This is a genomic window from Sphingobacterium bovisgrunnientis, from assembly GCF_009829085.1.
Taxonomy (GTDB): Bacteria; Bacteroidota; Bacteroidia; order Sphingobacteriales; family Sphingobacteriaceae; genus Sphingobacterium; species Sphingobacterium bovisgrunnientis.
The window spans coordinates 1-26,394 of record NZ_WUQY01000009.1 but is presented as its reverse complement, the minus strand read 5'-3'; the positions used below and the strand labels follow the sequence as shown (position 1 = coordinate 26,394).

Below are 26,394 nucleotides of genomic sequence, written 5' to 3'. Positions count from 1 at the left end.
TACATCATTGCAAAAATGCATCTCCAATCGAAAAACGCAGCTTAACACTTAGAAATTCCCTAATAAATCGATATTAACAAGAAGAAGCTGACCTTTTGGGACAGCTTCAACTTTTTTATAATGTGATACAAATCATATATTAAGTTGACGTCCTACATTCGTATCCCTTACGTATTGACCTACTTTTGAATCAAGAAAAAAGTACAATAGTTGATGCGAGTAGTTGCTTATAATATTCAAGAGTTTGAGAAAGAAACATTAGCTAAAGCCAACGCAAAGGTTCATGATTTGACATTAATCTCAAATCCTTTGAATCTGGCTACAATACGTTATGCGGTAGGCAAAGAGGTGGTTTTGGTATCTCCGCAAGACAATCTTGATCATACATTGTTAGAAGCATTGCATCAGATTGGGGTAAAGAAGATCATTACACGTTCTCATTCTGTTGCTCATATTGATCTTGCGCACGCAGGAAAATTGGGCTTGCATGTTGCAAATACACCTTCCAACGATGAATCAGCAAAAAGTATTGCTACACAGACTATAGAAAATCTAAATAATTGGGTGAACAATAAATGCTTGGGCGTAGCCTGTCATTGTTCTTTTGATTGCTCCAAGAAAACCTCTTCCATTTTTTAAATCATTATCATGGATTACACGAATTTAATAGAAAAATATAATGTGGCAGCTCCGCGTTATACATCTTATCCTACAGTTCCATTTTGGGAAAATGAAGCATTTAATGAAGAAGATTGGAAATCGAATGTTGTAGCTCGCTATAATCAATCCAAGGAACACGGAATTAGTATCTATATACATTTACCATATTGCGAGAGCTTGTGTACATATTGCGGTTGTAATACACGTATTACCAAAAACCACAAAGTCGAGGAGCCTTATATAGATTGTGTGTTGAAAGAGTGGGAAATGTATCATCGCCTCCTTGGGGAAGGCAGTGTTTTAATCCATGAAATACATCTTGGTGGTGGTACGCCCACTTTTTTTCAACCTGAAAATCTTGATAAGCTAATTAAAGGAATTCTCAAAGGTAATCGCAAAACATCGGATGCTAGTTTTTCCTTTGAAGCGCATCCTGCAAATACTACAAGAGAACATTTACAAAGCTTGTATAATTTAGGATTCAAAAGGTTGAGTCTTGGGATTCAGGATTTTGATGAAAAAGTACAATTTGTGATTAATAGACAACAGTCTGTAGCTGATGTTATACGTGTCATGACGGAAGCCCGCGAAATAGGTTACGAGTCTATTAATTTTGATTTGATTTATGGTTTGCCACTGCAAACCAAGGAATCTATTCAAATGACTTTGGATGTTTCATTGCAAATGTCGCCTGATCGCATTTCTTTTTACAGTTATGCACATGTACCTTGGATAAAGCCGGGACAACGACGTTTCACAGAATTAGATTTACCTGTTGGAGAGGAAAAGCTAGCGTTGTATAATTTGGGTAAGTCGCTGATACAAAAAGCAGGTTATGAAGATGTGGGTATGGATCATTTTGCCAAAAAAGAGGATGCCTTATTTATCGCAAATGCGAATGGTACATTGCATCGCAATTTTATGGGGTATGCAGATCAATATACGCCGCTAATGATAGGATTGGGTGTTTCGTCCATTTCTGATGCTTGGACAGCTTTTGGACAAAATGTCAAAACTGTAGAGGAATATCATCAATGCATCAATGAGGGTAGATTGCCAGTTTTCAAAGGACATTTGCTGGATGAAGAAGATGTAATCATTCGTCAGTATATCTTGGATATGATGTGTAGAGGCGTGGTTAATTTAATTCCAAATAATGAATTAAACACACGCATATTAGAAAGGTTAAAATCATTGGAAAATGATGGATTAATCATAGTTAATGAACTAAATATATCCATTACGGTGGTTGGGAAATCTTTCTTGCGCAATGTATGTATGGCTTTTGATGAGCGCTTGCAGCGCACCAAAGAGCGCGAAAATTTATTTAGTCAAGCAATTTAATACAAAAGAATTATGGCGGTAGAGACGAAATTGAAACTGGCGACGCATTGTTATCATTGTGGGGATAAAGTGGAAGAAACTCCGTATTTGTTAAATGATCATACATTTTGTTGTCTTGGCTGTCAGACAGTTTATCAAATTTTAAATGATAATAATTTAGATAGTTATTACCGATATAATGCGCATCCTGGGAAATCCCAAAAGTCAAACAAACAAGACTTAAGTTATTTGGATGAACCAAATATCATCAGCAAATTGGTTGACTATCAAGATGAGGATTTAGCCATAATTACATTTTACATTCCTGCAATTCACTGCAGTTCGTGTATTTGGTTGTTGGAAAATCTTTACAAATTAACTTCTTCAGTAAAGTCTTCGAAAGTTGATTTTATGAAAAAACAGGCCAGCATCACATTTCTTAAACAAGAATTGTCTTTGCGTGCCTTAGTTGAATTGCTTCAAAATATTGGTTACGAACCAAAAATCACCTTACAAGATGTAGTAAAAGAAGGTAAGAAAATCAATCAAAATGGTCTAATAGCTAAGATTACTGTAGCTGGATTCTGTTTTGGAAACTCCATGATGATCAGTTTCCCAGATTATTTTGGGATGGGAGGTTTTGAGAAGGAGTACGCGAATTTCTTTGGCTACATGAATTTGGCGTTTGGAATTCCAGTTTTGTTATACAGCGCTTCCGATTATTTCAAATCTGCTTGGAATAGTTTGAAGCAAAAGCAACTAAATCTCGACGTACCTTTAGCTCTAGGTATTTTTGTATTGTTTTTGCGTTCGGCTATAGAAATAATTACGCAAACAGGTCCAGGATTTATGGATACATTGTGCAGTTTGGTGTTTTTTATTTTGATTGGAAAATGGGTACAACAGCGTACGTATTATCATATTTCTTTTGAACGGGATTACCGTTCTTATTTTCCAGTTGCTGTCACAGTCTTAGAAGAAGAAAGAGAAATACCTAAGCAAATAGCTGATTTGGAAGTTGGTAATCGCATATTAATTCGTAATAATGAAATTATTCCAGCAGATGCAATCCTGTTAAAAGGAAATGCGTCTGTAGATTTCAGTTTTGTGACAGGAGAAAGCAAGCCTGTAGAAAAAGTCTTAGGCGAAGTAGTGTATGCAGGTGGTCGACAAATCGGAGGTGCAATTGAATTGGAGGTCGTGAAAGCGGTTTCACAAAGCTATTTGACACGTTTGTGGAACAATGAATCGTTCAAATCCTACGAGAAGAAATTTGATACTTTTGTCGGTTATATCAGTAAATATTTCACTGTTGTGTTGGTCTGTATTGCATTATTGGCACTTGGATTTTGGTTTGTCAATGGTCAAGCCGACAAAGCTTGGGCGGCATTTACAGCGGTGTTGATTATAGCTTGTCCGTGTGCCTTGGCTTTGAGTTCGCCGTTTACACTTTCTGCGGCGTTAAGTATTTTTGATAAAAATAAATTTTACATCAAAAACACTTCGGCAATTGAACAAATGGCTGCAATTGATACTGTAGTTTTTGACAAAACTGGAACTATTACATCGCCAACGGCTACAGCGTTGGTTTTTGATGGCGAACTAAATCGTACTGAAAAAGATATTTTGTATTCTATCTGTCGTAATTCTAACCATCCTTTAAGTCGTGAAATCTTGAAAGGGTTGGGCGATTGTCAAGTCCTTCCAGTTGCTGATTACACAGAAATTGTTGGTCAAGGCCAGTCAGCAACTTATCTGGATTATACAATAGCATTAGGAAGTTCAAGTTTTGTTGGAGAAAACAGAAAAACAGAAGGTACTTCGGTTTATGTGAAGATTAACAAAGAAATTAAGGGAGTTTTCACTTTAGAACAATCTTGGCGTTCGGGACTGAATGAGGTTGTTCAAGCTTTGAAAAGTGGGGATTACAATTTGCATTTAATTTCTGGTGACAATGAACGTCGCGCGGAAGCACTAAAAGTTATTTTTCCATCACAATCTAATTTGCTCTTCAACCAAAATCCTTCGGATAAATTGCAACGCATTGAGCAGTGGCAATCTGCGTCTCACAAAATATGTATGTTGGGAGATGGTTTGAATGATGCTGGCGCTTTACGCAAAGCAGATTTGGGAATTGCAGTTTCAGACGATATCAATAATTTTTCACCCGGTTGTGATGCGATTTTGGATGGCGAGTCATTTGCTAAAATTCCAGCGTTCTTTAATTTTAGTAAAGATGCGGTGAAAGTGATTAAAATGAGCTTTGTAATATCCATCTTGTATAATATTATAGGGATTAGTTTTGCAGTACAAGGGACGATGTCACCACTTTTTGCCGCGATATTGATGCCAATTAGCACCGTGACGATTATTTCATTCACAAGTTTGATGACACGTTGGTATGGTAAGAAAAGGGGATTGATTTGAGAGTATTGGGTAGTGAGTATTGCGTAATGAGAAATCTATTTTTTACTTTTAACTTTTGACTTTGAAAAAATGAACATCATATTTTTATTAATTGGATTCAGTGTTTTTATAGCCTTAATATTTTTAGGAGCTTTCTTTTGGGCGAATAAAACCAAACAGTATGAAGACACATATACACCTTCGGTTCGTATTCTCTTTGACGATGAAGTTAAGGAAGTAGATAATTTAAAATAATGGTTTAATTCTTCGTAACTTCGCAACAAATTAATAATAAAAATGCCAAGAGAAACAAAAGAAGGTTTATACCGTGGAATTATTGAGCAGGATGCAGATGGAAATTATTTCTGTGGTCCGTTAATATTGGATTATAAACTGGCAAAATATCATTTCAAATTAGGAGATTTTATCAGCGTCAAAAAGGTAGTGAGTAATACAAGTGCTAAAAGCGTTGAAAAATATCCTCAAAAGGCAGTGAAATTTTCACTAGCTGACAAAAGAAACGAAGATTAAAAGAGATTTAGGGATTACCTAAATCTCTTTCTTTTTAGTAATTATCGATTATAAGGGTATTCTTGAATAAGATTAAATCCTCGCTTTATCAATTCCATATCTTCTTTTTTCTTCTTTATCAATTTCACTTCTTCAGTTCCTTCTGGAAATGATTTAGTTAAAATAATATCTCCGTTTTCCTGAATAGTTTAGTTTAATCTGAAATTATTGATAGTGATTTCTTTTGTTTTTTTATTGAACATTTTGTCAGATCAAGTCCAAAAACATTCTTTAAATTTGCTTCAGTTTGCAATTTAGCTTCTATTATTTCTTTTATTATAGTCGATGTCAATACATTGTTCATTGTTGTTCTGATTTAATGCTTTAAAAGCTGGTGTTAGCGATAGTCCAATGGATTAATAGAGCCCACATATTTAATTTCATAGCTCATTTCGGTTTGGATTGGCTTTCCTTTAAACCTTGCAGGAGACCATTTCTTTGAACTTTTCAGTATCAACTTTGTCACTGCTACATCCATACCTTTTGAAATACTGTTCCTTATGATGACATTTTCCACTCTACCATTTTCAGTCACTACAAATGTGGCTAAGAAGTATGCTGCTTTATGTGGATCGTATTCTCTTAAATCTTTCTGAACATAATCGGAAAAGGACTCATTTTCTTTATAACGAGGTGTGATATATTTGTTGGCTTTAAAAAGTGGCTTATTGTTGTATAAACCAATTGAATCAAGGCATTGTTCTTTACTTATTAAATATTCCTCAGACAAGAACTTAAATCTGCGAAATTCATCTAAAGCAATAATCAGCGCTGTGTCATTAAGCAATTCAATACGGTAAGTAGTATTGTGTAATGTAAGATTGTTGTGGTTAACTGCCCAATAATGTGTATAATTATTCCATCCTGGGTAAAAACTCAAATTCCAATTAGACTTACTGAAGGAATATCTAGTATAAAGTGTATCTGGATCTATTTCTATGTTAGATAGGTTTTCAGTCGACACTTTAATCCAGTTTTTTTGGATCATTTTCTGATTTTGTGCTAGGGAATTGAGTGAGAATAAAATCAGTATACCAAATATTGATATAATTTTCATAATTTATTTTGCTAGCTTCTTTTGTCTTTTTACTTAGGAGATTAGAAATCCAAAAACTTTCAGTTTTGCATTAGCCATAGCAACCAACATTTATTGTTTTCGAAATTTAAATAAAAAATTCAACATATTATCTTCTTTTAAATAGAAAACTGAAGCTTTAATTAATTTTAGCCATCGGGATAGCGCAAACATGTTTTGTTATATAACTAATCAAAATGTAGAATTTGTTTTGACAAGATTCAATAGCCGCATTAATTGCTGATTGATACTTAACTTTTAATATCGCTTCATTTAACGTAGGTCTATACCCTGCAACTGTAACCCAAATAAAAATACAAAAGCAAAATCTTAAAGAATGAGTAACTTTTTGTTATTTAGGCTCTTTGTTTCTTAATATTTATAAAATTAAACCTACCATTATGTATTCATTATATGATTTAACCATTTATCGATTATAGGGGTATTCTTGAATAAGATTAAATCCTCGCTTTATCAATTCCATATCTTCTTTTTTCTTCTTTATCAATTTGACTTCTTCAGTTCCTTCTGGAAATGATTTAATTAAAATAATATCTCCGTTTTCCTTAATAGTATAGTTTAATTTGAAATTATTGATGGTGATTTCTTTTGTTTTTTCTTCTAAAAGATATTGCTGAAATGATTTTTGATAGTTTGTGTCTCTAACTACTGCTGTACCTTCATATTCAAAGATCACGTAATTCCAATGGTTTGGAATTGTTTTAACGGATTTGCCATTGCGGTCTACTTTAAATATTCCATTAAGAGTAGATTTTTTGAAATATTCGGAAATCATCTTCTGTGTATTTGAGAGTGAGAAGAACTGCGTAACAGCAAAAACGACTATAAGAATAATTTTCAAAGCTATTAGAGTTTTCGAAATCCACGCTTTACTAAATACCGGCTTATTAATAGTACGAATTTCAGCGGGTTTTCCTAGAATAAAGAACGCATTCAACGTTTTAATATTGGGTAGAAGTAAGAACAATGAGAGTATAAATAAAGCTGTTGATACCAATTTAACGGGTACATCAAAAAAGTAATTAACTGTCATAATATTAATACTCGTAGCCATAGTGATGAGTGCACCAATGACCATAGTTCTGCGAAATAGCAGTAATAAGGCAGATATTTCAACTATTCCCATGAAAATATTATAGCCTTTAGAGAACCCTAAAAATGTCCATGCTAATCCCATTGGCGAAAATTCATGGAGCGGTTGCATTAATTTGTTGAGTGTTGGTGGTGGCATTTGCGCATGAAGCAGTTTGATAGCTCCATAATTGAATAACATAAATGCGATGTAATAACGTATTAAAACACTAAGCCAATAATATAAGTTGTTATACTCCTTGCGATTTTTGTCTAGTAAACTCCAAATTATAGAGCCAAGCACTCCAAGAAGAATGAGAATTGATAAAGTGACCCAATCATAAGAAGTGTCACCACTTCCATTACTGTATATACTGTAGTCATAGGTATAGTGCAGTACGTTTTTAGCAAACCAAGGTGTGAAATCATGCAGTAAAGAGGTAATAGGCTTTGTAAGAACCTCAAATCCCGGATATGATGCATTATTAAATACAATAATGAAACTTATTAGGAATATAAATGCAAAACGAAATAAGACCTTATTGGCGGTGGTCCAGTATAATTGATTGTTCATATCTATTTAATGTTACTTAAGGTTTGAAATAAAGTCTCTCGTACAGAGATTTTACACTTTCGACTTTCTCCTCATTACTTAGGCTAGGTTTATAAAATATATTAATTGTTCGACCAGCACTTAATGGATTAAAACCATTATCTAAACAAATAATATTCAACATAATGGACATTATATAACTACCATACATGTCATTTTTAGCTAGATCTGAATTGAAATACTTTTGAAGAAAAGGTTTGTATTTTTCAGCTTCAAACTGTTCCATTAGGAAGTTTGCCTCAGAAGAATTACTGATTGGTTTTAATTTTTTTAGTTTATCTATATAGCTTAGGCTAAATATTGGGATGATGAAATCATCAATAAAGTTTTTTGAATTAACTAGGTATCCTTCAATCTCATTTTTCGTCATTGCATCTGATTGAAATATAAGCCTCAATTCATTAGCATGATTTGCATTATATACCCAATAGAAATATCGATTAGGGGGGTAGATATATTGATTTGTATATACAGAATCCAATGATTCTACTATTATAGCATTTTTCGCTGAATCTAGTTTAGAAATTTCAATAATTCTATATTTTTTATAAGGGATATAATCGCTTGTTGGGGAATACACATTATGAATTACAGATTTGAATAGTGTATCATTTGACTGATGGAAAGCATATAGTTCATCATTTCCCGATACCACATAAGGTTTGCTAATAAAATTTTGAGCGTAGACAAAATTAAAGATGCTCCAAATTAAGATAATTATGGTGCTGAAAAATGAGATTTTCATATATTGACTTGTATAATATAAATTGTAAATCAATATATGAAAATATTTTCTTTATCGTTTAATAATCTTTTTCTTGTCTGTAATAAACAAAAACTTATACTTTGGATAGTTCTTTGCTAATTTTTTGCCTTCTTTTTCACCTAAAACCATGATAGAGGTGCTTAATGCATTGGCAAATTCTGCCGAAGGCCCATAAATGGTGACACTGGTTAATCCCGTAGAAGGATAACCTGTTTTTGGATTAATGATATGCGCATAGCGTACTCCATCTATTTCTGCGTATTTCTCATAACTACCCGATGTTGCTAAAGCCGATTCTGTAAATTTCAACACTTTAGCAATTCCGTGTCTTTTAAAAGGGTTTTTAATACCTATTTTCCAAGGTTTACCGTTGGCTTGTAATCCCCATGTTGCTATATCGCCTGATGCATTTACAATTCCGCCTTGGACGCAAAGAGATTTTAAAAGTTCGCGGCCTTTGTCGGCGGCATAACCTTTTCCAATCGAGCCAAAACCGATTTTCATGCCTTCTTTAGCCAGGAAAATGGTTGATTTCACAGAGTCTAAAATTATATGCTGATAACCGACTTTCTCAATGGACTTTTTAATTTTTTCTTCCGAAGGTTTTTCCGTCATCGAGCCATCGAATTGCCAAACTTTGTCCATCGCTGCGGTGCTGATATCAAACGCACCATTTGACATTTTTGAATAGTCCAAAGCGCGTTTGGTCAACTCAAATAGTTCTTTGTCGACTTTAACAGGCTTTATCCCCGCATTTCGATTAACTTCCGAAACTTGCGTATGTGGCCGCCATTCTGAAATGAGATTTTCGATGCGTTCGATTTCTTCAATGGCTAAATCTATTTGTGTATTTGCGAAAGAACTATCGGGAGAAACAACAGTAATTTGGAATTGAGAACCCATCAAAATGACATTACGAACGATTTCAATCTTCGGTTGTCCAAGTACTGAAAATGGAATAAACAGAAAAGATAGAATAGCTAAAGCTAATCTATCTTTCAGAAATGAATATGTTTGTATTAATAACAATCTGTTAAAATTTGATTATTGTCAATATAGAATTGTAGCGGCTTTCCGTGATGATTGGTGGTAATTTCATTCAATGTTTTCTCTACATCTTTTTGCATTTTCAAAGCGCCACAAATCATAATAACTCCCCCTTCTTGCAATAAATTCGCAAAGAAAAAGTAATCGCGAAGAATCAAGTCCATAACGTACATTTTATTGTTTTCTCTCGAAAATGCGAGTTCAAAACGATTAAGTTGCCCTTTTGATTGATATTCTTTTGCAAAATTTTTATAAGATTCGGTAAGTGAATTATTCATTCTGAATCCCGAATAGAGATGAATATCTGTAAGCCCCTTATTGTTGATAACCATTCCCAAGAAAGGCGCAATACCTGTTCCGTTTGAAATCATCGCCACTTTAGGGGCTAATTTTGGCAAATGAAAATTCGGATTTGCCATTAGGCGGGCTTCGGTGATTTCATTTATAGCCAAATTATATAAAAAACTCGATCCCAAACCATCGGGAAATAACTTGACAATGAGCTGTACATCTTTTCCGTTTCGACCAATCGAGTAGAAACGCTCTCTGTTATCTTTAGCAGGATAAATGGCTAACAAATCACCCGAATCAAATTTCAGGTTGTTTAGTGGTTTCAGAATGATTTTGAAAGTAGAATTGTCTTCTGAAACAGCAGTCATTGAGATGACTTTAAATTTCTTAAGACCTGGAACTTTGTTGCTGTATACAGTTGGAGCAGTAGCGAGTGCGTGCAGGGATTTTTCCGACCATTGTTGAACCCAATGTACGAAATCAGCAGACGAGCGGTCGTTTACGGTATATAAATCCACTAACTTTTTAGCCCAAAATTGTTTTTCTAATAACTGTTCCACGTGTTGTGCATAGGCACAGAAGTCAACATAAGCTTTAGAGCCAAATCCCACTACACTAAAATTAATATCTTGTTGTTGCGGAAACTTAGTAAGTAGCTCATCAAATTTCGTTGCGTTTGTAGGCGCATCTCCCAAACCGTATGTTGAAGTAAAAATCAACAAATGTTTTGCTTCGGGATAGGATTTGTATTGGTTCATTTCTGTTAAGAAAGAACGTTTACCATCCGATAGCAATTGCTTGTGTACTTGATTGGCAAAAAATAGGGTAGAACCATTTTCCGAACCTACCAGAATAATAATCTCCGCATTTTCAGCTATGTATTTGTTCTTGATTTTGGTACGCGTACGCTTAAAGGTAATCACAAAGCCTGTGTACATGAAGAACACAATATTCAGCGATGCTAACCCCAAAATTATTGCCCAAATGATATTGGTACGTCCAGTATGTAAATCAATATTGAGTTTTTCTAATGCGACGGTATACGGAAATTTGGTTTCCTGCATGATGTCGCCATTCACTTGATTAATAGAAATTGTTCTATCTTTTAGCGTAATGATAAAAGGTTCAGCGGCATCGTCAGGAATAAATGGAAACTCAATTTTCTCCACATCAGCTAATTTCGTGTTTTTGAAATAATCAATATCGGCTAATTCTTTGGTGATAGCTTCATCTGAAATGGGATTATGATTTATTTCTATATTTTCTTTTTTGAAAAATTCCAAACGAACCATAAAAATCACAGTTCCAGTCAATGCTATCATCAGCACTGGAATCAATAACCATCTACCTGTTACGACGTGGAAATATTGCGAAAAGAAGTCTCTATTGATTTTGTCGAAAAAATGTCTGAAACCTTGTTGGCGTTTGATTATCAAAATGAAACCACTAATGGTAATCAGCAACAACAAAAATGAAACGATACCGACGATGGTTCGTCCAGTTTCTTTTAAGAAAAGAGAACGGTGAAGTGCTGTAGTCCATTGGATAAATTGTGATTTTGGAATTACTTCACCAAGCTTTTCGCCGGTTAATGGGTTGATATAAGCTTTAAGTGGGTTCCCATCTTCATCCATAGCTTCTATTACCACAAAATCATTGTGATCTACAGTGACTTGCAGGACTTCAAAATATGCCTCGCGCAAAGCTGGAAGGCTTTGCGCGAGGGTAATATCACCAAAATTGTCTACGCGATAGGGAGGAGTTTTCTCTTGAACAGCATCGAAGGCCAAGATGACTCCTGTGATCGCAAGTATCAGCATAAAAACAGAAGATATTAACGCTAATGCTAAATGCGCATACCTCCAAATTGATAACGTCATTCTATATATTTATAACTATTAGACTTTTATAAATCGCACGAGACGGATATATCCTGTTCCTTGTGCACCAGCTTTATTTTCCAAAGCTTCAGGTGTTAAAGCTACTTCGACATCTTTTACATAGTATTTTTGAATTTCTACGGAAGATTCAAAACGAAGCTTGTAGCCTTTTCCTAATTTTGCGGTATCAAATTCGATAACGCGTGTAGCACGAGCACCACCTGCGATAGAAGCACCAGTGATAGCATTTAATTTTTCTTTTTTCTTCACACGGAATTTATCCCACTCTGGCAAGGTATTGTACCATTCTTGGTCTGGACCCAATACACCCAAGGTTTTCTCGTATTCCCCTTTTGGATTAATCAATGAGATGATGACATAAGCCTCTTTACCCGAATAATTTTGCATTTGAATCATGCATTTGTATTTGGTTGTTTGGGCGAATGCGCTTGAGCTAAAGAATACAGCAAATAATGCGACTAAAATATATTTAAAAGAATGCTTCATTATCTTATTTCAAAAAATCAAAGTTTACATTGTTGTTTTTCAGGAAATCATTTTGACTAGCCAATTCGTAAGCAGTCTCTTCAAATTCTGTTTTCAAATCTTTCTTAGCACCTGCATCCACCAAAGTTTTTAAAACTTTATCGTCTTTCGCTGTCAAAGCGGCTTTGTGTAAAGCTGTGTTTCCTTCCTCATCTTGTGCATTAATATCTACACCCAATTCAATAGCTTTCTGAATCAATGCAACGTTACCTTTATCTACTGCAAGGTGAAGTAATGTGCTTCCATTTTGTTGAGGTGCTTTTACATCAATTCCTGCTTTCGTCAATAGGTTTAATTTTTCAGTGAAATCATCTGCAGCGTTATTTGGCGTAGGACGGAAAGAATTGAACCAATAAACAGCTAAGTTATTGTTGTCTTTATCCAAAACTTTTGCATCAGCGCCATTTTGCAATAAAATAGCAACAATTTCTGCCGAACTTGATGCTACCGCTTTCGTTAATGCCGATTCACCGTCTTCGTTTACTGCATTCACATTTTTTACTTTTGCTAATAGGTTTTGAACCAGTTGCGCATCTCTACCTGCAGCTGCAACTATTAATGCCGTATTACCATCGTTATCTGCTTTTGCTACATCAACACCTTTCGCTAAAAAATAGTTAATCGTTGCGGCGTCTGCTCTGCGCGCTAAAGCATGCAATATTGTAGCGCCTTCAGGGTTAATAGCTTTAGGATTTAAATTGTATTTTTCCACTAATGTTTGAAATACATCCAGACCATTTGTTTTTTGACGAGAACCTTGAGTCGCAAAAAATAAAGCTTGATCCGTTGGTTTTACACCTTTAGCCACTAACTTTTCGATAATTTCTAAATTACCCAACTTAGCTGCGTAATCTGCTACCGTACGACCATGTGCATCTTTATGATCAATAGAAAGTCCTTTTGAAATAAAGTAATCTGTGATTTTTAAATCTTGGTCATTCGCAATACCAAACATTATTAGGTTAGCACCGTGCTCATACGTCGTTTTTGGATCTACTCCAGCTTTGAAAAGCGCATCATATACTGCTGTATTTTGATTGCCTGAAGCCGCAGCATACGCAATCACAGCATCACCGTGGCTGTCTTTGTAATGTACATCTGAACCATTTGCGATAAGATAATCTACTAATTCCAAATTACCAGCTGCAGCAGCCCATTGTAAATATGTTCTCGAGTGGTGTGTTTTTTTATGTACTCCATTTCCTTCTTGCTCAATCATGTATTTAATTACATCATTGGATATGCGGTTATTGATAGCCATAGATACAGGGTCATGAAAACCCGCATTTTGTTCTGCAGGATTGTGACCTTTAGCGATTTCGGCTTTCAAAGTTTCTAAAGTTGGTTTTGCACGCCAAAAATCTGCAGTCAATAAGGTGTTGTCCTGTGCTTTAGCAAACAGTGCTGATGCTAATAGTAAAATGGATAAAAGTGACTTCTTCATATTTTGATATTAACGTTTTACAGTGTTAATTTTATTTAAATTAATTCTAAATAACAAAAGTATGAAATTTTATATTCTTTAAAAACTTTTAAGCTTCTAAATCAAAGTTTGAATTAAAGTTTTTCGGATTGCGTCACTTTTTGATATTATGATTTTGTTAATAACAGCATTTTTACATACGAATGGCGTATAAAATACAGTAGTTCTTATCTTTGCCGCTGATGATGCGTCTCCTACATGTAATAGCTTTATTGAGCTACCTCAACATTTTATGTTTTGAGGTCAAATATTGTTATGCGCAGAATTTGGAGACTATTGCAGTGGGCGAAACTTTTATTGAAGTCGTGCTCGAAGATGTACTAAATCTTCACCACAATGAAGATGCGGAAAAAGTTCCCGAAATCATGTATGACGATTATCGGATTTTTGCTTTATCATTAGGGCTTCTTCCAATAGTTCTATACTTCTCTTGGATATTACGTCGCATTTTTGCTTCAAATGAACAGATAAAACATACCATTTATTATTTAAAAAGGTTAATTCTTCCCGGATATTATACCTTTCTATATCGGTATCGTCCTTTCTAACTACACTATTCTTATTTAAATACATCTAAACCGAGCTATTTACACCAAATGGTTTGGGTTTTCCTATATATTTTTTATTGAAAATCATTTTATTAACTATGAAAATCAAACGTCATTGGTACCCTATATTGGGCTGTGCACTTGTTTTTACAGCGTGCACGAATGCAAAAGAAAAAGACACAAAAGAGGTCGCTAAAGAAGTTCCAGTTGCAAACTTAGTGCAAATGGATACTGTTATTTACAAAGAATATATTGCCGATATTCAATCGCAACGTAATGTAGAATTGCGTTCAAGATTAACAGGTTTTTTAAATAAAATATACGTCGATGAGGGTGCTCATGTTCGTAAGGGACAAGTGCTTTTTTCTTTGAACGATGAAGAATATAAAGCCGATTTAGCACAAGCGCAGGCAGCATTGAATAATGCTAAAGCTGAAGTGAAGAAAGTAGAACTGGAAATTGAAAGAACAAAAAAGCTTGTTGACAAGAAAATTGTAAGCACTACAGAAGCTGATTTGTTGGAAGTGCAGCTACGTGCAGCTTTATCAAAAGTAGAAGAGGGAGAAGCAATTCTCAATCAAGCGCGTACAAAATTAAGTCACACCCTCATCCGTGCACCTTTTGATGGTCGCATTGACCGTATTCAATTGAAAGAAGGTTCTTTATTGACAGAGGGAGCCCTGATTACGACGATTTCTGATTTGGACAGAGTTAATGTGTACTACAATATTTCGGAGTCGGAATATTTGGCTTTAGCAACGGATTCTAGCTTCAAGAAAAATGCATTCAAACAAGAAGTAAAATTGATTCTAGCGAATGGCGAAATATATCCTTATCCAGGAATTGCCGAATTGGTAGAAAGTGAATTTGAAGCGAGTACAGGTTCTATTTCATTGCGAGCGCGTTTTGATAATCCAGCAGGATTGTTGAAACATGGTGCTTCTGGAAGAATCGCTGTGCCTACAAGTACGGGAGACCTGACTTTTGTGCATCAAAAATCTGTATTGGAAATTCAAGACAAAGCATATGTGTATGTTTTAGGTGCTGATAACAAGATTAAAATGACTCCATTCCAGAATGGACAACGTGTCGGTCATTACTACATTGTTGAGAACGGATTAGAGCCTAATAGTAAAGTTGTCTTTGAAGGTGTACATGCCTTGCGTGATGGCATGTCTATTCAACCAAAAGAAGTAAACAATTCGCAAGGAGGGATGAAATAGATGTTCGAAACGTATATTAGGAGACCAATACTTTCTTTGGTTATCTCCATATTTATTACATTATTGGGATTGTTGGCTTTATTTACTTTGCCTATTACACAATTCCCAGATATTGTTCCGCCATCGGTGGTCGTGACAGCGAATTACACGGGTGCTAATGCCGAGGTGAGTACCAATGCAGTAGCTATTCCGTTGGAAAGAGCGATCAATGGTGTGGCTGGTATGACCTCCATGAATACGGTGTCGACGAATAATGGAACAACATTAATACAAGTATTCTTTAAAGTAGGTGTCGATCCAGATATTGCTGCGGTAAACGTGCAAAATAGGGTTACAACTGTTTTGGATGAACTTCCAGAAGAGGTTATCAAAGCAGGGGTGACTACCGAGAAAGAGGTAAATTCCATGTTGATGTACCTTAATCTCTTTACGGATGACGTGACAGCTGATGAGCGATTCATTTATAATTTCACGGATATTAATATCCTCAAAGAGCTAAAACGTATCGAAGGTGTTGGTTTTGCACAGATTATGGGTGCAAAAGATTACGCGATGCGTATTTGGGTAAAACCAGATCGTTTGTCGTCATACTCGATTTCTACAGAAGAATTGGTAGAAGCATTGCGTCGTCAGAATATTGAAGCTGCACCAGGACAAACGGGTATTTCGTCAGATAAAGCGCGTAACATGCAGCAATATGTATTGCGCTACCCAGGTAAATTTACGGAAGTAGCGGAATACGAAAATATTCCAATTCGTGCGAATGCGGATGGTTCTATTATCCGTGTGAAAGATATTGCGGATGTAGAATTTGGTTCTTTAGACTATGAAATGGTTTCCAAAACGGATGGTCAACCTTCTGCATCTATCATGTTGAAACAATTGCCAGGGTCAAATGCGCAGGAGGTTATCCAACGCGTGAAGGATCGTATGGAAGAATTGAAAGGTTCAACTTTCCCTCCGGGAATGACCTATACAATGGGCTACGATGTTTCACGTTTCTTGGATGCATCTATTTCAAAAGTTATTTGGACTTTGATTGAAGCATTTATTTTGGTATTCATCGTGGTATTTGTGTTTCTTCAAAACTTCCGCGCTACTGTGATTCCAATTCTAGCAGTTCCTGTGTGTTTGATTGGTGCGCTATTTTTCATGCAAATGATGGGTTTCTCTATCAACTTATTGACATTATTTGCATTGGTATTAGCTATTGGTATTGTGGTCGATAATGGGATTGTCGTGGTGGAAGCGGTGTATGCCAAAATGGAGGAAGAGCATATGCAACCCCTGGAAGCTACATTGGCGGCTATGAAAGAAGTGGGAACAGCGGTAATTGCGATTACGTTAGTTATGTCAGCTGTATTTGTTCCTGTAGCATTCCTGTCAGGGCCTGTTGGTGTTTTCTATCGTCAGTTCTCCTTGACTTTGGCGGCATCTATTGTTATTTCGGGTATTAATGCATTGACATTGACACCAGCATTGTGTGCCTTGATTTTAAAATCACCACATGACGCGAAAGAAAGCAATGGTTTAATGGCTCGATTCTTTAAAGGATTTAATCACTATTACGAGAAAATTGCTGGAGGATATAAAGGTTTATTAAATAAAATCGCAGGACGTCGCACAATCACATTGGCAACATTGGTTGGAATGTTTGTGCTAACTTATGGTACGATGTCTATTGTTCCTTCTGGATTTATCCCAACAGAAGACCAAGGTATGGTGTACGTTGCGGTGACTACGCCTCCAGGTGCTACAGTAGACCGTACAGAAGCTGTATTGGATGAAGTGGACCGTATTGCTCGTGATATGGATGTGGTAGAAACGGTGTCCACGTTAGCCGGATATAGTATCGTAACGGAAGTATCTGGTGCATCCTATGGTATGGGGATGATTAACTTAAAAGCTTGGGATGATCGTAAGGAAACTGTCGATGATGTTATGGCGATATTGCGAGAAAAAACAGCACATATTGCGGACGCTACAATAGAATTTTTCCCTCCACCTACAGTTCCGGGATTTGGTAATTCTTCAGGTTTTGAAATGCGTCTTTTGGATCGCAGTGGAAATGAAGATTTAAATCAAACCGCCGTAGTGGTGAATGATTTTATTAGAGCATTGGAAGAAGATGATGTTATCGAATCTGCAAGTACAACCTTTGACGTGGGTTTCCCGCAATATATGTTGGAAATAGATTATGATTTGGCTGCCAAAAAAGGAATTTCGGTAGAGAATGCAATGAATACATTGCAAACTTTATTGGGAAGTCAGTATGCAACCAACTTTATCCGTTATGGACAGATGTACAAAGTAATGGTGCAGTCTGATGCATTTACACGTCAAAAGCCAGAAGATGTTTTAGCGCTTTATGTCAAAACAGCCGATGGCGAAATGGTTCCTTACTCGTCATTCTTAACGATGAAACGTGTATATGGTCCAGAGCAAATCACACGCTACAATATGTTTAATTCTGCGATGATTACGGGGCAAGCAGCAGCAGGATTTAGTTCTGGTCAAGCGATTGAAGCGGTAGAACGAATTGCAGAAACTTTACCACAAGGTTTTGAGATTGAATGGTCGGGTATGACACGTGAGCAGAAAATTTCGGGTAATCAAGCTGCATATATTTTCTTATTGTGTCTTGTTTTCGTGTATTTATTATTAGCTGCACAATACGAAAGCTTCTTATTGCCAATGCCAGTTATTTTGTGTCTTCCAGCAGGTTTGTTTGGTGCGTTCTTGTTCTTGAAAGTTTTGGGATTAGAAAACAACATCTATGCACAGGTGGCATTAGTCATGCTAATTGGATTGTTGGGTAAGAACGCGATTCTAATTGTAGAATACGCGAATCTAAAACGTAAACAAGGCATGGATGTATTGACTGCTTCCATAGAAGGTGCGGTAGCGCGTTTGCGTCCAATTTTGATGACATCATTTGCTTTCGCTGCGGGTTTGATTCCATTGATGTTGGCTACAGGTGCCGGAGCCTTAGGAAACCGGACAATCGGTACAGCATCAGTAGGAGGAATGGTGATTGGTACCATTATCGGTGTGATTGTAATTCCTGGTTTGGTGGTTTTATTTTCTAAAAGAAAGAAAGCCAAAATAACTAAAGCGGCTACAGTGATCGCGATTTTCAGCTTATTTTTTTCAGCTTGTTCTGTTCCGAAGAAAATGACTGAACAAGAGCTGAAAGCAGAGCTTCAAACTGATGCAACTCAAATACTGACTGATTCTATTAGTTTAGCTGACATAAAATGGAATTCCTTTTTTAAAGATCAACACTTAGTTGATTTAATCAACATAGGGTTAGAAAATAATCAAGATTTAAGACAAGCAATTCACCGTATAGAAATCGCACAAGCGAATTTCAGACAGCGTAAATCAGCATTATTGCCGACATTGGATGCGGCGGTCGAAGGTGGAATTCGCAAGTACGGGCATTATACAGAGTCCGGTATAGGTAACTATGATTCTAACTTTTCTGAAAACCTGACGGCTGATGAAAAATTGCCAGAGCCATTTATTCCAGATTATTTTGTAGGTGTTAGGTCTTCTTGGGAAATTGATATTTGGGGTAAACTTCGTCAACGTCGTGAAGCTGCTTATTTAGGTTATTTGGTGGAAAATGAAGCTAAACGTCTCGTAGAAACTGAACTTATAACCAGTATTTCATCCGCTTATTTTGAATTAATCGCTTGGGATAGAAAGGTGAAAGTTTACGACCGTAATATTGTCTTGCACGAGCGTGCTTTGGAAATCATCGAAGCACAAAAGGAAGCAGGGCGCTCGGATGAATTGGCTGTACAACAGTTTAAATCTATTTTGGCAGAATCTCGTGCGAATAGAGCTTTGGCATTGCAAGAGATTGTTAAGAATGAGCACCAAATCAATCAATTGTTGGGTAGGGTGTATCAACCCATCAAAAGGTCGGAAGATGCTGTGTTAGAAAATAGTTTGTTTGCAGAAATGATGTTGGGGTCTTTTGATCAATTAATTTCCAATCGTTTGGACATTCGTCAAGCTGCATTTGATTTGAAGCGTGAATATCGCGAGCTGGATGCTGCACGATTATCATTTTTGCCATCCGTAGCGATTAGTCCTTATTTGGGATTACAATCTTTCAGCTTTGATAAATTATTCAACTTAGATAAATCTGTGGCTTATGGTCTATTTGGCGGAGTTACTATGCCGATTTTGCGTCAGCGTGAATTGAAATCGCAATATGAAGTGATGAAAGCACAGTACGGCATTGCTTTTTTGGAGTATGAGAAAAAAGTATTGAATGCTGTGAATGAAGTGTCACTTGCGGTGGAGACACAAAAGCTTCTCGCCAATCGAGAGCAATTGGTAGATGATCAAGTTAACGCTTTAGTAGCTTCTACAGAAGCGGCAGAAGAATTGTTCATTGCTGGACGCGTAAGCTATTTGGATATTATCTCCGCACAAAAAGGAGTTGTCCAAGCACAAATTACAAAAGTAGATATTCAGCGTGAAGATTTATTAAATCAAATCGTATTGTATAAGGCTCTTGGTGGTGGTTGGAATTAATCTGTTAATAATTAACAATTTGTGTAAAAAGTCTCTCCATTTCGAGAGACTTTTTACATTTTAAATCGTCTATGATATATTTTTTGGCTTATTCTTTGTTAAAGACTGTTAAAAAACAATAAATTATTAGTTACATATATTCCAATTTTTATATAATTGTAACAAGTTAGTTACGATTATATTTAGAAAAGGATTCAGCATGATTAGAAGATTCAGCTCAAAATTAAATTTATCAGCCCTATTACTTATAGTATTTACAAGTGTAATTCTCTCTAGTTGTAATCAAGGCAAAGCCACAGAAAAAGATAATACAGACAAACCTCTAGCGCTCCCAGTGCATGTGGCTGACACAAGTGATGCAGAAACCATCAAAAATTATATCGGTACCATTGAGGGAAAGGTCAATGTTGAAGTGAGACCTCAAGTAGAAGGCTTGTTGCAGGAAATTTATGTTGATGAGGGAACTTTTGTGACCAAGGGACAAAAACTATTCAAAGTAGATGCGTCAGCTTATCAAGAGGTATTGAATAATGCGATTGCCAACCAAAACGTAGCGAAAGCTAAATTAGAAAATGCCAAACTGGAAATTGAAAGGCTAAAGCCTTTGGTCGACAATGAAGTAATTTCAAACGTAAAATTAAAATCTGCGAAATCCGATTACGATGTTGCGAAAGCGTCGCTTGATCAAGCTACAGCAGCAGTAGGTAGTGCAAAAATCAATCAAGGATTTACCATCATCACGGCTCCTGTGAGTGGTTATATTGGTCGTATTCCTAAAAGAATCGGAAATTTGGTGTCTAAAAGTGACAAAGAGCCTTTGACGGTACTTTCGGATGTACAAGATGTGTATGTCTATTTTTCAATGAACGAATCTGATTTTCTTTATTTTTCTAAATTGAAAATCAAAGAAGATAGCATAAAGGGCATTGCTCGAAATAATAATTCACTTAATTTTCCGGATGCAACTTTGATACTTGCAGATGGTGAGGAATATTCTGCAAAAGGTGTCGTGGATGCCATTAATGGTCAGGTTGATCGTACTACTGGTGCTATTTCACTGCGTGCTTCTTTCCCAAATAGAGATAATATTCTGCGTAACGGTAGTACGGGAACATTGAAGATTTCTGAAATCAAAAAAGGTGTAATTCAAATTCCTCAAGTTGCGACGAGTGAATTACAAGATAAAACTTTTGTTTATGTTCTAGATGATCAAAATCGTGTTACTCGCAAAGTTATCAATATCGCAGGTACTAGTAAGAGTAACTATATCGTGTCAAGCGGTGTGGAATTAGGAGATCGTGTTGTGTTAACAGGTCTTGATAAAATCTCTGAAGGAACGAAGGTTCTTCCTATTCATCAATAATCTTTAAATCATACGTGTTTGCTCTGCTGATAGGCAGAGTTAGCATTGCTATGTCTTAAAACAATCCATAATTATGCTAAAAACCTTTATAAATCGTCCTGTATTGGCGACGGTAATGTCATTAATCTTGGTAATCTTGGGATTAGTAGGTTTGAAAACTTTGCCTATTACCAGATTTCCAGAGATTGCGCCACCAAGTGTGGTTGTATCGTTAAGTTATCCAGGAGCAAATTCGGAAACCGTTGCAGAGAGTGTGCTTCTTCCGATCGAAGAGGCAATAAATGGGGTAGAGGATATGATGTACATTCGTTCATCTGCGACTAACTCAGGCTCAGGTAGCGTGCAAGTATTTTTTAAAACAGGAACAAATCCTGATATCGCTTCTGTGAATGTTCAAACACGAATTTCAAAAGCAATCAGTGCCATTCCATCTGAGGTTAATGATAATGGTATCACAGTCCAACCACGTCAGAGTGGAGCCATCATGACTATAAATATCTTTTCGGATAGAAAGGATACAGTTTATGATGAGACATTTTTGCAGGCATTTGCGCAAATCAATCTAATTCGTCCATTGCTTCGCGTAGATGGTGTGGCGCAGGTTTCACGTGTCGGCGCGCGCGATTATTCGATGCGCGTATGGTTGAATCCAGAGAAAATGGCTGTTTACAATATTATTCCGCAGGATATAACCAAAGCTTTGAATGATCAAAACTTTGAGATAGCTCCAGGTAAATTTGGTGAAACGTCGGACGAAGTTTTTGAGACTGTCATCAAGCACAAGGGTAGATTCAGCAAGCCCGAGGAATTTGAAAATATGGTAATCAAAACCAATAAAGATGGCTCTGTACTCTATCTTCGTGATATCGCACGAATAGAATTTGGAGCTACGAACTTGGGTAGTGATAATAAAGTGAATGGGCATCCAGGTCTTACATTAAATATTACACAAACTAGTGGTTCTAATGCGCACGAGATAGATATCGCGGTACGCGAAGTATTGGATGAAATTTCTAAATCTTTTCCTGAAGGTATTAAATATGATATTTCTTACAGTGTGCGTGATCAGATTGATCAATCTATTAATCAAGTAAAAAGTACCTTATTTGAGGCTTTTATTCTAGTTTTTATTATTGTATTTATCTTTTTGCAAGATTTTAGATCGACATTGATTCCAGCTATCGCAATTCCGGTTTCGCTGATTGGTACATTTTTCTTCTTGAGCCTTTTGGGTTTTTCGTTGAATGTATTAACCATGTTTGCGCTGGTGTTGGCTATTGGTATTGTAGTGGATGATGCGATTGTCGTAGTGGAAGCTATCCATCAAAAGATGCATGAAACGGGTATGCGTGCGAAGGAAGCTACGTTGGAAACGATGTCCGAAATCACAGGAGCTATTGTTTCCATTACGTTGGTAATGGCTGCGGTGTTTTTGCCTATAGGATTTATGGAAGGTCCTGCTGGTATATTCTATCAGCAATTTGCGTATACATTGGCCACTGCAATTCTGATATCCGCGTTTAATGCATTGACCTTATCTCCTGCATTATGTGCGCTGTTGTTAAAACCTGTACATCCCCAAGATATTGAAGAGGAAAAAAAGCTAAACAAATTTCAAAAATATAGAAATCGTTTTTTTACAGTGTTTAATGCCTCATTTGATCGATTTACCAATAAGTATATAATTGGAGTAAAATATTTGTTGAAAAAGAAAGTTGTTGCATTTGGGGGATTAATTCTTGTGACAATTATAGGTGTTGGATTATTGTATTTTACGCCAAAGTCATTTATTCCTACAGAAGACGACAGCTTCGTAACGTATTCTTTGGCTATGCCTCCTGGCGCATCTTTAGCGCGTACGACAGAAGTATTGCGCCGTGCAGATAGTATCTTGAAAAAGCGTGAAGACATTGAGGGAATGACCACTGTATCTGGTTTCAATGCTTTAGATGGTGGTACAAGTGCGGCTTTCGCAGCGGGCTATATTAATGTGAAACCGCACAAAGAGCGGAGTTCTATAAAAGACATAAATGATTTTATGGATACGATTCGCCAAGATTTATCGGTTATCAACGAAGCTTCTTTCAAGGTTTTTCCACGACCTACTGTTCAGGGATTTGGTGATTTTGCAGGTGTGCAATTAGTGCTACAAGATAGATTGGGAGGTGATATTCGCGATTTTGATGTGGTTGCAGATTCTTTTATCAATAAAATCAATGCCCTTGAAGAGGTTGACAATGCTTATACATCATTCAAGTCCAATTTTCCACAATACGAAGCGGATATCGATGTGGTCAAAGCGAAGAGTATGGGGGTCGATATAAAAGACATGATGAATACGATTCGTATGTATTTTGCACGTGTAAGTGCTGGTGATTTTAACCGTTTTGGTCGTACGTATCGTGTTTACATGCAGTCAGATTTTGAGCATAGAACGGATCCGGAATCGTTGAATTCTATTTTTGTGAGAAATAAAGACGGGAAAATGGTGCCAGTTGGTACGTTGATGACATTGAATAAAGTGGTGGGGCCAGAATCGATCTCTCGCTATAATTTATACAACGCGATAACTGTGAATGTCAATCCTTCTTCTGGATATAGTACAGGTGATGTGATGAAAGCCATAGAAGAATTGGCTGGAGATCAATTGCCCGGTAATTACGGTTACGAGTGGACTGGGATGTCTTACGAAGAAAGTAAATCTGGCACACAGACTGTACTGATTTTCGGGCTAAGTATATTGTTTATTTACTTTTTGCTCGCAGCACAATATGAGAGCTATATTTTGCCTTGGGCAGTCTTGCTATCTGTTCCAGTTGGATTGATCGGTGTGTTTTTAACCGTGTTGGCTGTAGGATTAGAGAATAACATCTATGTTCAAGTCGGCTTAATCATGCTAATTGGATTGCTTGCCAAAAATGCTATTCTGATAGTAGAGTTTGCAGTACAGCAGCGTGACAAAGGCAAATCAATTTATCAGTCTGCCATTGAAGGTGCTAGATTGCGTCTTCGACCAATATTGATGACCTCTTTAGCATTTGTTGCGGGATTAGTGCCATTGATGTGGTCTGTAGGGCCATCTGCGATTGGTAATCATTCTATTAGTTTTAGTGCGGCAGGAGGAATGTTGTCTGGTGTAGCGTTAGGGATTTTTATTATCCCTGTATTGTTTGTTGTGTTCAAAACTTTGGATGAACGCGTGAAGTTCAAAATGAATAAGTAATATGATGACGAAATTTTCATACAGATTTATCTTTTATATAATAGGATGTAGTTTGATATTTAGTTGTAAGGTTGGTGCAAAATACGAACGGCCTAATCTGAATACACCAAATGAATTTAGAGGTGCTACAGCTACATCCGCTACGGATAGCTCTTTAGCTCGCGTCAATTGGAGGGAGTTTTTTAATGATCCACACCTGATTGGTCTAATTGATTCAGCGTTAAGCAATAATTTTGATATGCGTATCGCGTTGAAGAATATTGAAATAGCAAATAGAAATTTGAGAATCAATAAATTAAATTATTTACCTAGTGTTGAAGCAAACATTGGTACTGTGAATAAGCAATATCGATCGGAAGATTTTTATGCTTCGCCTTCGTCAAAATGGTATGAGCACAAAGGTGAAAAGGCGCCTTCGTCATTATTTGGGTATCAATCTCAGTTTTCTACAGGCTTGGAGTTTAGTTGGGAATTAGATGTATGGGGTAAAATCGCAAATGAAGGCGATATCCTAAAATCTGTTTGGCTCAATTCACAAGAAGCACGCAATGCCGTGCAAACAAAGCTTATTGCGGATATTGCTACCGGTTATTTTAATCTATTGAAATTGGATGCGCAAATAGAAGTCGCAAAAAGAAATTTGCGGTTGAACGACAGTACATTACGAATGATTAAGTTACAATTCGAAGCGGGCGAAATCACAGCTTTGGCGTTGCAACAGACAGAATCACAGCGTCTTGTGGCAGCTTCTATGGTTCCGGATTTAGAGAAGGAAATCATTATTCAGGAGAATGCACTTCGCGTATTAATTGGAGAAATGCCAAACAATATTGCTCGTGGCGACTCCCTACATCACAAGCTAGTTAATTTCCAAGATGAAATTTCTCTAGGAAGTCCATTGGAAATAATTCGTGCTAGACCAGATATTAAATCCGCAGAGTATGATTTGATTGCTGCAAATGCAAATATGAGTATTCAACAAATTATGCGTTACCCACAATTGAGTCTGAGTGGTGTGTTCGGTGTAAATGCGATGTTGCCAAAAAATTGGTTTAATATACCAGGAGCTTTGTTAGGAGGGATTGCAGGCGAATTGACTGCGCCGGTATTCAAAAATAAAAAGCTGAAAAACAAATTTGAAATCGCTAAGATCGAACGTGATAAAGAAGAGTTGAATTTCCAGCGCACTGTGATGGAGGCAGTATCCGAAGTTTCAAATACAATAACGACAGTAGAGAAACAAAAGGAACAATTATTACTTTCCCAACAGCGTGTCAATAATTCTGAGTTAGCAGTGAAGAATGCGTCTTTATTATTTAGGAGTGGTTATGCTACATACTTGGAGGTTATAACAGCGCAAAGCAATGCATTAAAAAGTGAGCTGGATTTGGTGGAGTTAAAACAGAAACAACTGAATAGCTATGTGGGCTTATATCGCGCTTTAGGTGGTGGATGGGAATAGTTTGAATGTGTTGATTAAAAATAATTCACATATAAACAATAAGTTACGGTTTATTTCGTTTTTATTTTTCTGGGATACTTGTTTTGTATTACAATTCTTCCCTATCTTTGCACCACTCCGCAAGGGAGGAACGCTGGTAACAGCGATGAAACACGAGGTTAGAGACAGTTTAAACGGGGAAACTCTGGAAAAACAAAAAAAGAAAAAATCTTCAAATAAAATTTGCGGATTAAAATAAAGTTTCTACCTTTGCAGTCCCGACGGAAACGAAG

18 protein-coding genes are annotated in these 26,394 nt (G+C 36.5%); 11 read left to right on the top strand and 7 right to left on the bottom strand.

Translation table 11 applies throughout. The features are described from left to right. The first annotated feature begins 213 nt into the window (after window positions 1-213). The 5 genes from GOQ16_RS06270 (at window position 214) to GOQ16_RS06250 (ending at window position 4,920) form a co-directional block, all read left to right on the top strand. The gene (locus tag GOQ16_RS06270; RefSeq protein ID WP_160068515.1) at window positions 214-639 is read left to right on the top strand and encodes a Rossmann-fold NAD(P)-binding domain-containing protein; all 426 of its coding nucleotides are present in this window, start codon (window positions 214-216) and stop codon (window positions 637-639) included. Window positions 640-648: 9 nt separating this feature from the next. Further along, window positions 649-2,004 (top strand): oxygen-independent coproporphyrinogen III oxidase, encoded by a 1,356-nt coding sequence (hemN, locus tag GOQ16_RS06265; protein ID WP_160068514.1) that lies wholly within the window; start codon window positions 649-651, stop codon window positions 2,002-2,004. A gap of 12 nt (window positions 2,005-2,016) precedes the next feature. Next, a complete protein-coding gene (locus GOQ16_RS06260) occupies window positions 2,017-4,410 on the top strand; it encodes a heavy metal translocating P-type ATPase (RefSeq protein WP_160068513.1) in 2,394 nt (797 codons plus the stop codon). A gap of 69 nt (window positions 4,411-4,479) precedes the next feature. Continuing rightward, the gene (ccoS, locus tag GOQ16_RS06255) at window positions 4,480-4,644 is read left to right on the top strand and encodes a cbb3-type cytochrome oxidase assembly protein CcoS (protein WP_160068512.1); all 165 of its coding nucleotides are present in this window, start codon (window positions 4,480-4,482) and stop codon (window positions 4,642-4,644) included. A gap of 42 nt (window positions 4,645-4,686) precedes the next feature. Next, the gene (locus GOQ16_RS06250) at window positions 4,687-4,920 is read left to right on the top strand and encodes a hypothetical protein (protein ID WP_160068511.1); all 234 of its coding nucleotides are present in this window, start codon (window positions 4,687-4,689) and stop codon (window positions 4,918-4,920) included. A 376-nt stretch (window positions 4,921-5,296) separates the two neighbouring features. Here the strand turns inward: GOQ16_RS06250 and GOQ16_RS06245 are convergent, their stop codons facing one another. The 7 genes from GOQ16_RS06245 to GOQ16_RS06215 all read right to left on the bottom strand — a co-directional run bounded on the left by GOQ16_RS06245 (window position 5,297) and on the right by GOQ16_RS06215 (window position 13,713). After that, the gene (locus GOQ16_RS06245; RefSeq protein WP_160068510.1) at window positions 5,297-6,016 is read right to left on the bottom strand and encodes an energy transducer TonB; all 720 of its coding nucleotides are present in this window, start codon (window positions 6,014-6,016) and stop codon (window positions 5,297-5,299) included. Window positions 6,017-6,461: 445 nt separating this feature from the next. Beyond that, complete coding sequence (locus tag GOQ16_RS06240) at window positions 6,462-7,700, bottom strand: hypothetical protein (RefSeq protein WP_160068509.1); 1,239 nt, start codon at window positions 7,698-7,700, stop codon at window positions 6,462-6,464. A 16-nt stretch (window positions 7,701-7,716) separates the two neighbouring features. Then, window positions 7,717-8,484, bottom strand: a complete 768-nt coding sequence (locus tag GOQ16_RS06235) for a hypothetical protein (RefSeq protein WP_160068508.1) — start codon at window positions 8,482-8,484, stop codon at window positions 7,717-7,719. Window positions 8,485-8,535: 51 nt separating this feature from the next. Continuing rightward, on the bottom strand, window positions 8,536-9,534 hold the full coding sequence (locus GOQ16_RS06230; protein WP_240140969.1) for an FAD:protein FMN transferase: 999 nt from the start codon (window positions 9,532-9,534) through the stop codon (window positions 8,536-8,538). Beyond that, entirely contained in the window at window positions 9,525-11,723 is a 2,199-nt protein-coding gene (locus GOQ16_RS06225; RefSeq protein ID WP_160068507.1) for a PepSY domain-containing protein, read from the bottom strand. Before GOQ16_RS06225 ends, GOQ16_RS06230 begins: the two co-directional genes overlap by 10 nt. Window positions 11,724-11,741: 18 nt before the next feature. After that, the gene (locus GOQ16_RS06220) at window positions 11,742-12,230 is read right to left on the bottom strand and encodes a DUF2271 domain-containing protein (RefSeq protein ID WP_160068506.1); all 489 of its coding nucleotides are present in this window, start codon (window positions 12,228-12,230) and stop codon (window positions 11,742-11,744) included. Window positions 12,231-12,234: 4 nt separating this feature from the next. Further along, window positions 12,235-13,713, bottom strand: coding sequence for an ankyrin repeat domain-containing protein (locus tag GOQ16_RS06215; RefSeq protein WP_160068505.1), 1,479 nt, complete (start codon window positions 13,711-13,713; stop codon window positions 12,235-12,237). A gap of 221 nt (window positions 13,714-13,934) precedes the next feature. Here GOQ16_RS06215 and GOQ16_RS06210 point away from each other — a divergent pair, with 221 nt between their 5' ends. The 6 genes from GOQ16_RS06210 (at window position 13,935) to GOQ16_RS06185 (ending at window position 26,122) form a co-directional block, all read left to right on the top strand. Continuing rightward, the gene (locus GOQ16_RS06210; protein ID WP_160068504.1) at window positions 13,935-14,300 is read left to right on the top strand and encodes a hypothetical protein; all 366 of its coding nucleotides are present in this window, start codon (window positions 13,935-13,937) and stop codon (window positions 14,298-14,300) included. Between the two features lie 98 nt (window positions 14,301-14,398). Further along, window positions 14,399-15,523, top strand: a complete 1,125-nt coding sequence (locus GOQ16_RS06205; RefSeq protein WP_160068503.1) for an efflux RND transporter periplasmic adaptor subunit — start codon at window positions 14,399-14,401, stop codon at window positions 15,521-15,523. Beyond that, entirely contained in the window at window positions 15,524-20,074 is a 4,551-nt protein-coding gene (locus tag GOQ16_RS06200; RefSeq protein ID WP_160068502.1) for an efflux RND transporter permease subunit, read from the top strand. Window positions 20,075-20,273: 199 nt separating this feature from the next. Continuing rightward, window positions 20,274-21,437 (top strand): efflux RND transporter periplasmic adaptor subunit, encoded by a 1,164-nt coding sequence (locus GOQ16_RS06195; RefSeq protein ID WP_160068501.1) that lies wholly within the window; start codon window positions 20,274-20,276, stop codon window positions 21,435-21,437. A 73-nt stretch (window positions 21,438-21,510) separates the two neighbouring features. Continuing rightward, entirely contained in the window at window positions 21,511-24,660 is a 3,150-nt protein-coding gene (locus GOQ16_RS06190; RefSeq protein ID WP_160068500.1) for an efflux RND transporter permease subunit, read from the top strand. Window position 24,661: 1 nt separating this feature from the next. Further along, on the top strand, window positions 24,662-26,122 hold the full coding sequence (locus GOQ16_RS06185) for an efflux transporter outer membrane subunit (protein WP_160068499.1): 1,461 nt from the start codon (window positions 24,662-24,664) through the stop codon (window positions 26,120-26,122). The last annotated feature ends 272 nt before the right edge of the window (window positions 26,123-26,394 follow it).

Coding starts and splice junctions, on each gene's coding strand:
- GOQ16_RS06270 (WP_160068515.1), top strand. CDS start 214: ATGCGAGTAGTTGCTTATAATATTCAAGAGTTTGAGAAAGAAACATTA.
- hemN (WP_160068514.1), top strand. CDS start 649: ATGGATTACACGAATTTAATAGAAAAATATAATGTGGCAGCTCCGCGT.
- GOQ16_RS06260 (WP_160068513.1), top strand. CDS start 2,017: ATGGCGGTAGAGACGAAATTGAAACTGGCGACGCATTGTTATCATTGT.
- ccoS (WP_160068512.1), top strand. CDS start 4,480: ATGAACATCATATTTTTATTAATTGGATTCAGTGTTTTTATAGCCTTA.
- GOQ16_RS06250 (WP_160068511.1), top strand. CDS start 4,687: ATGCCAAGAGAAACAAAAGAAGGTTTATACCGTGGAATTATTGAGCAG.
- GOQ16_RS06245 (WP_160068510.1), bottom strand. CDS start 6,016: ATGAAAATTATATCAATATTTGGTATACTGATTTTATTCTCACTCAAT.
- GOQ16_RS06240 (WP_160068509.1), bottom strand. CDS start 7,700: ATGAACAATCAATTATACTGGACCACCGCCAATAAGGTCTTATTTCGT.
- GOQ16_RS06235 (WP_160068508.1), bottom strand. CDS start 8,484: ATGAAAATCTCATTTTTCAGCACCATAATTATCTTAATTTGGAGCATC.
- GOQ16_RS06225 (WP_160068507.1), bottom strand. CDS start 11,723: ATGACGTTATCAATTTGGAGGTATGCGCATTTAGCATTAGCGTTAATA.
- GOQ16_RS06220 (WP_160068506.1), bottom strand. CDS start 12,230: ATGAAGCATTCTTTTAAATATATTTTAGTCGCATTATTTGCTGTATTC.
- GOQ16_RS06215 (WP_160068505.1), bottom strand. CDS start 13,713: ATGAAGAAGTCACTTTTATCCATTTTACTATTAGCATCAGCACTGTTT.
- GOQ16_RS06210 (WP_160068504.1), top strand. CDS start 13,935: ATGATGCGTCTCCTACATGTAATAGCTTTATTGAGCTACCTCAACATT.
- GOQ16_RS06205 (WP_160068503.1), top strand. CDS start 14,399: ATGAAAATCAAACGTCATTGGTACCCTATATTGGGCTGTGCACTTGTT.
- GOQ16_RS06200 (WP_160068502.1), top strand. CDS start 15,524: ATGTTCGAAACGTATATTAGGAGACCAATACTTTCTTTGGTTATCTCC.
- GOQ16_RS06195 (WP_160068501.1), top strand. CDS start 20,274: ATGATTAGAAGATTCAGCTCAAAATTAAATTTATCAGCCCTATTACTT.
- GOQ16_RS06190 (WP_160068500.1), top strand. CDS start 21,511: ATGCTAAAAACCTTTATAAATCGTCCTGTATTGGCGACGGTAATGTCA.
- GOQ16_RS06185 (WP_160068499.1), top strand. CDS start 24,662: ATGATGACGAAATTTTCATACAGATTTATCTTTTATATAATAGGATGT.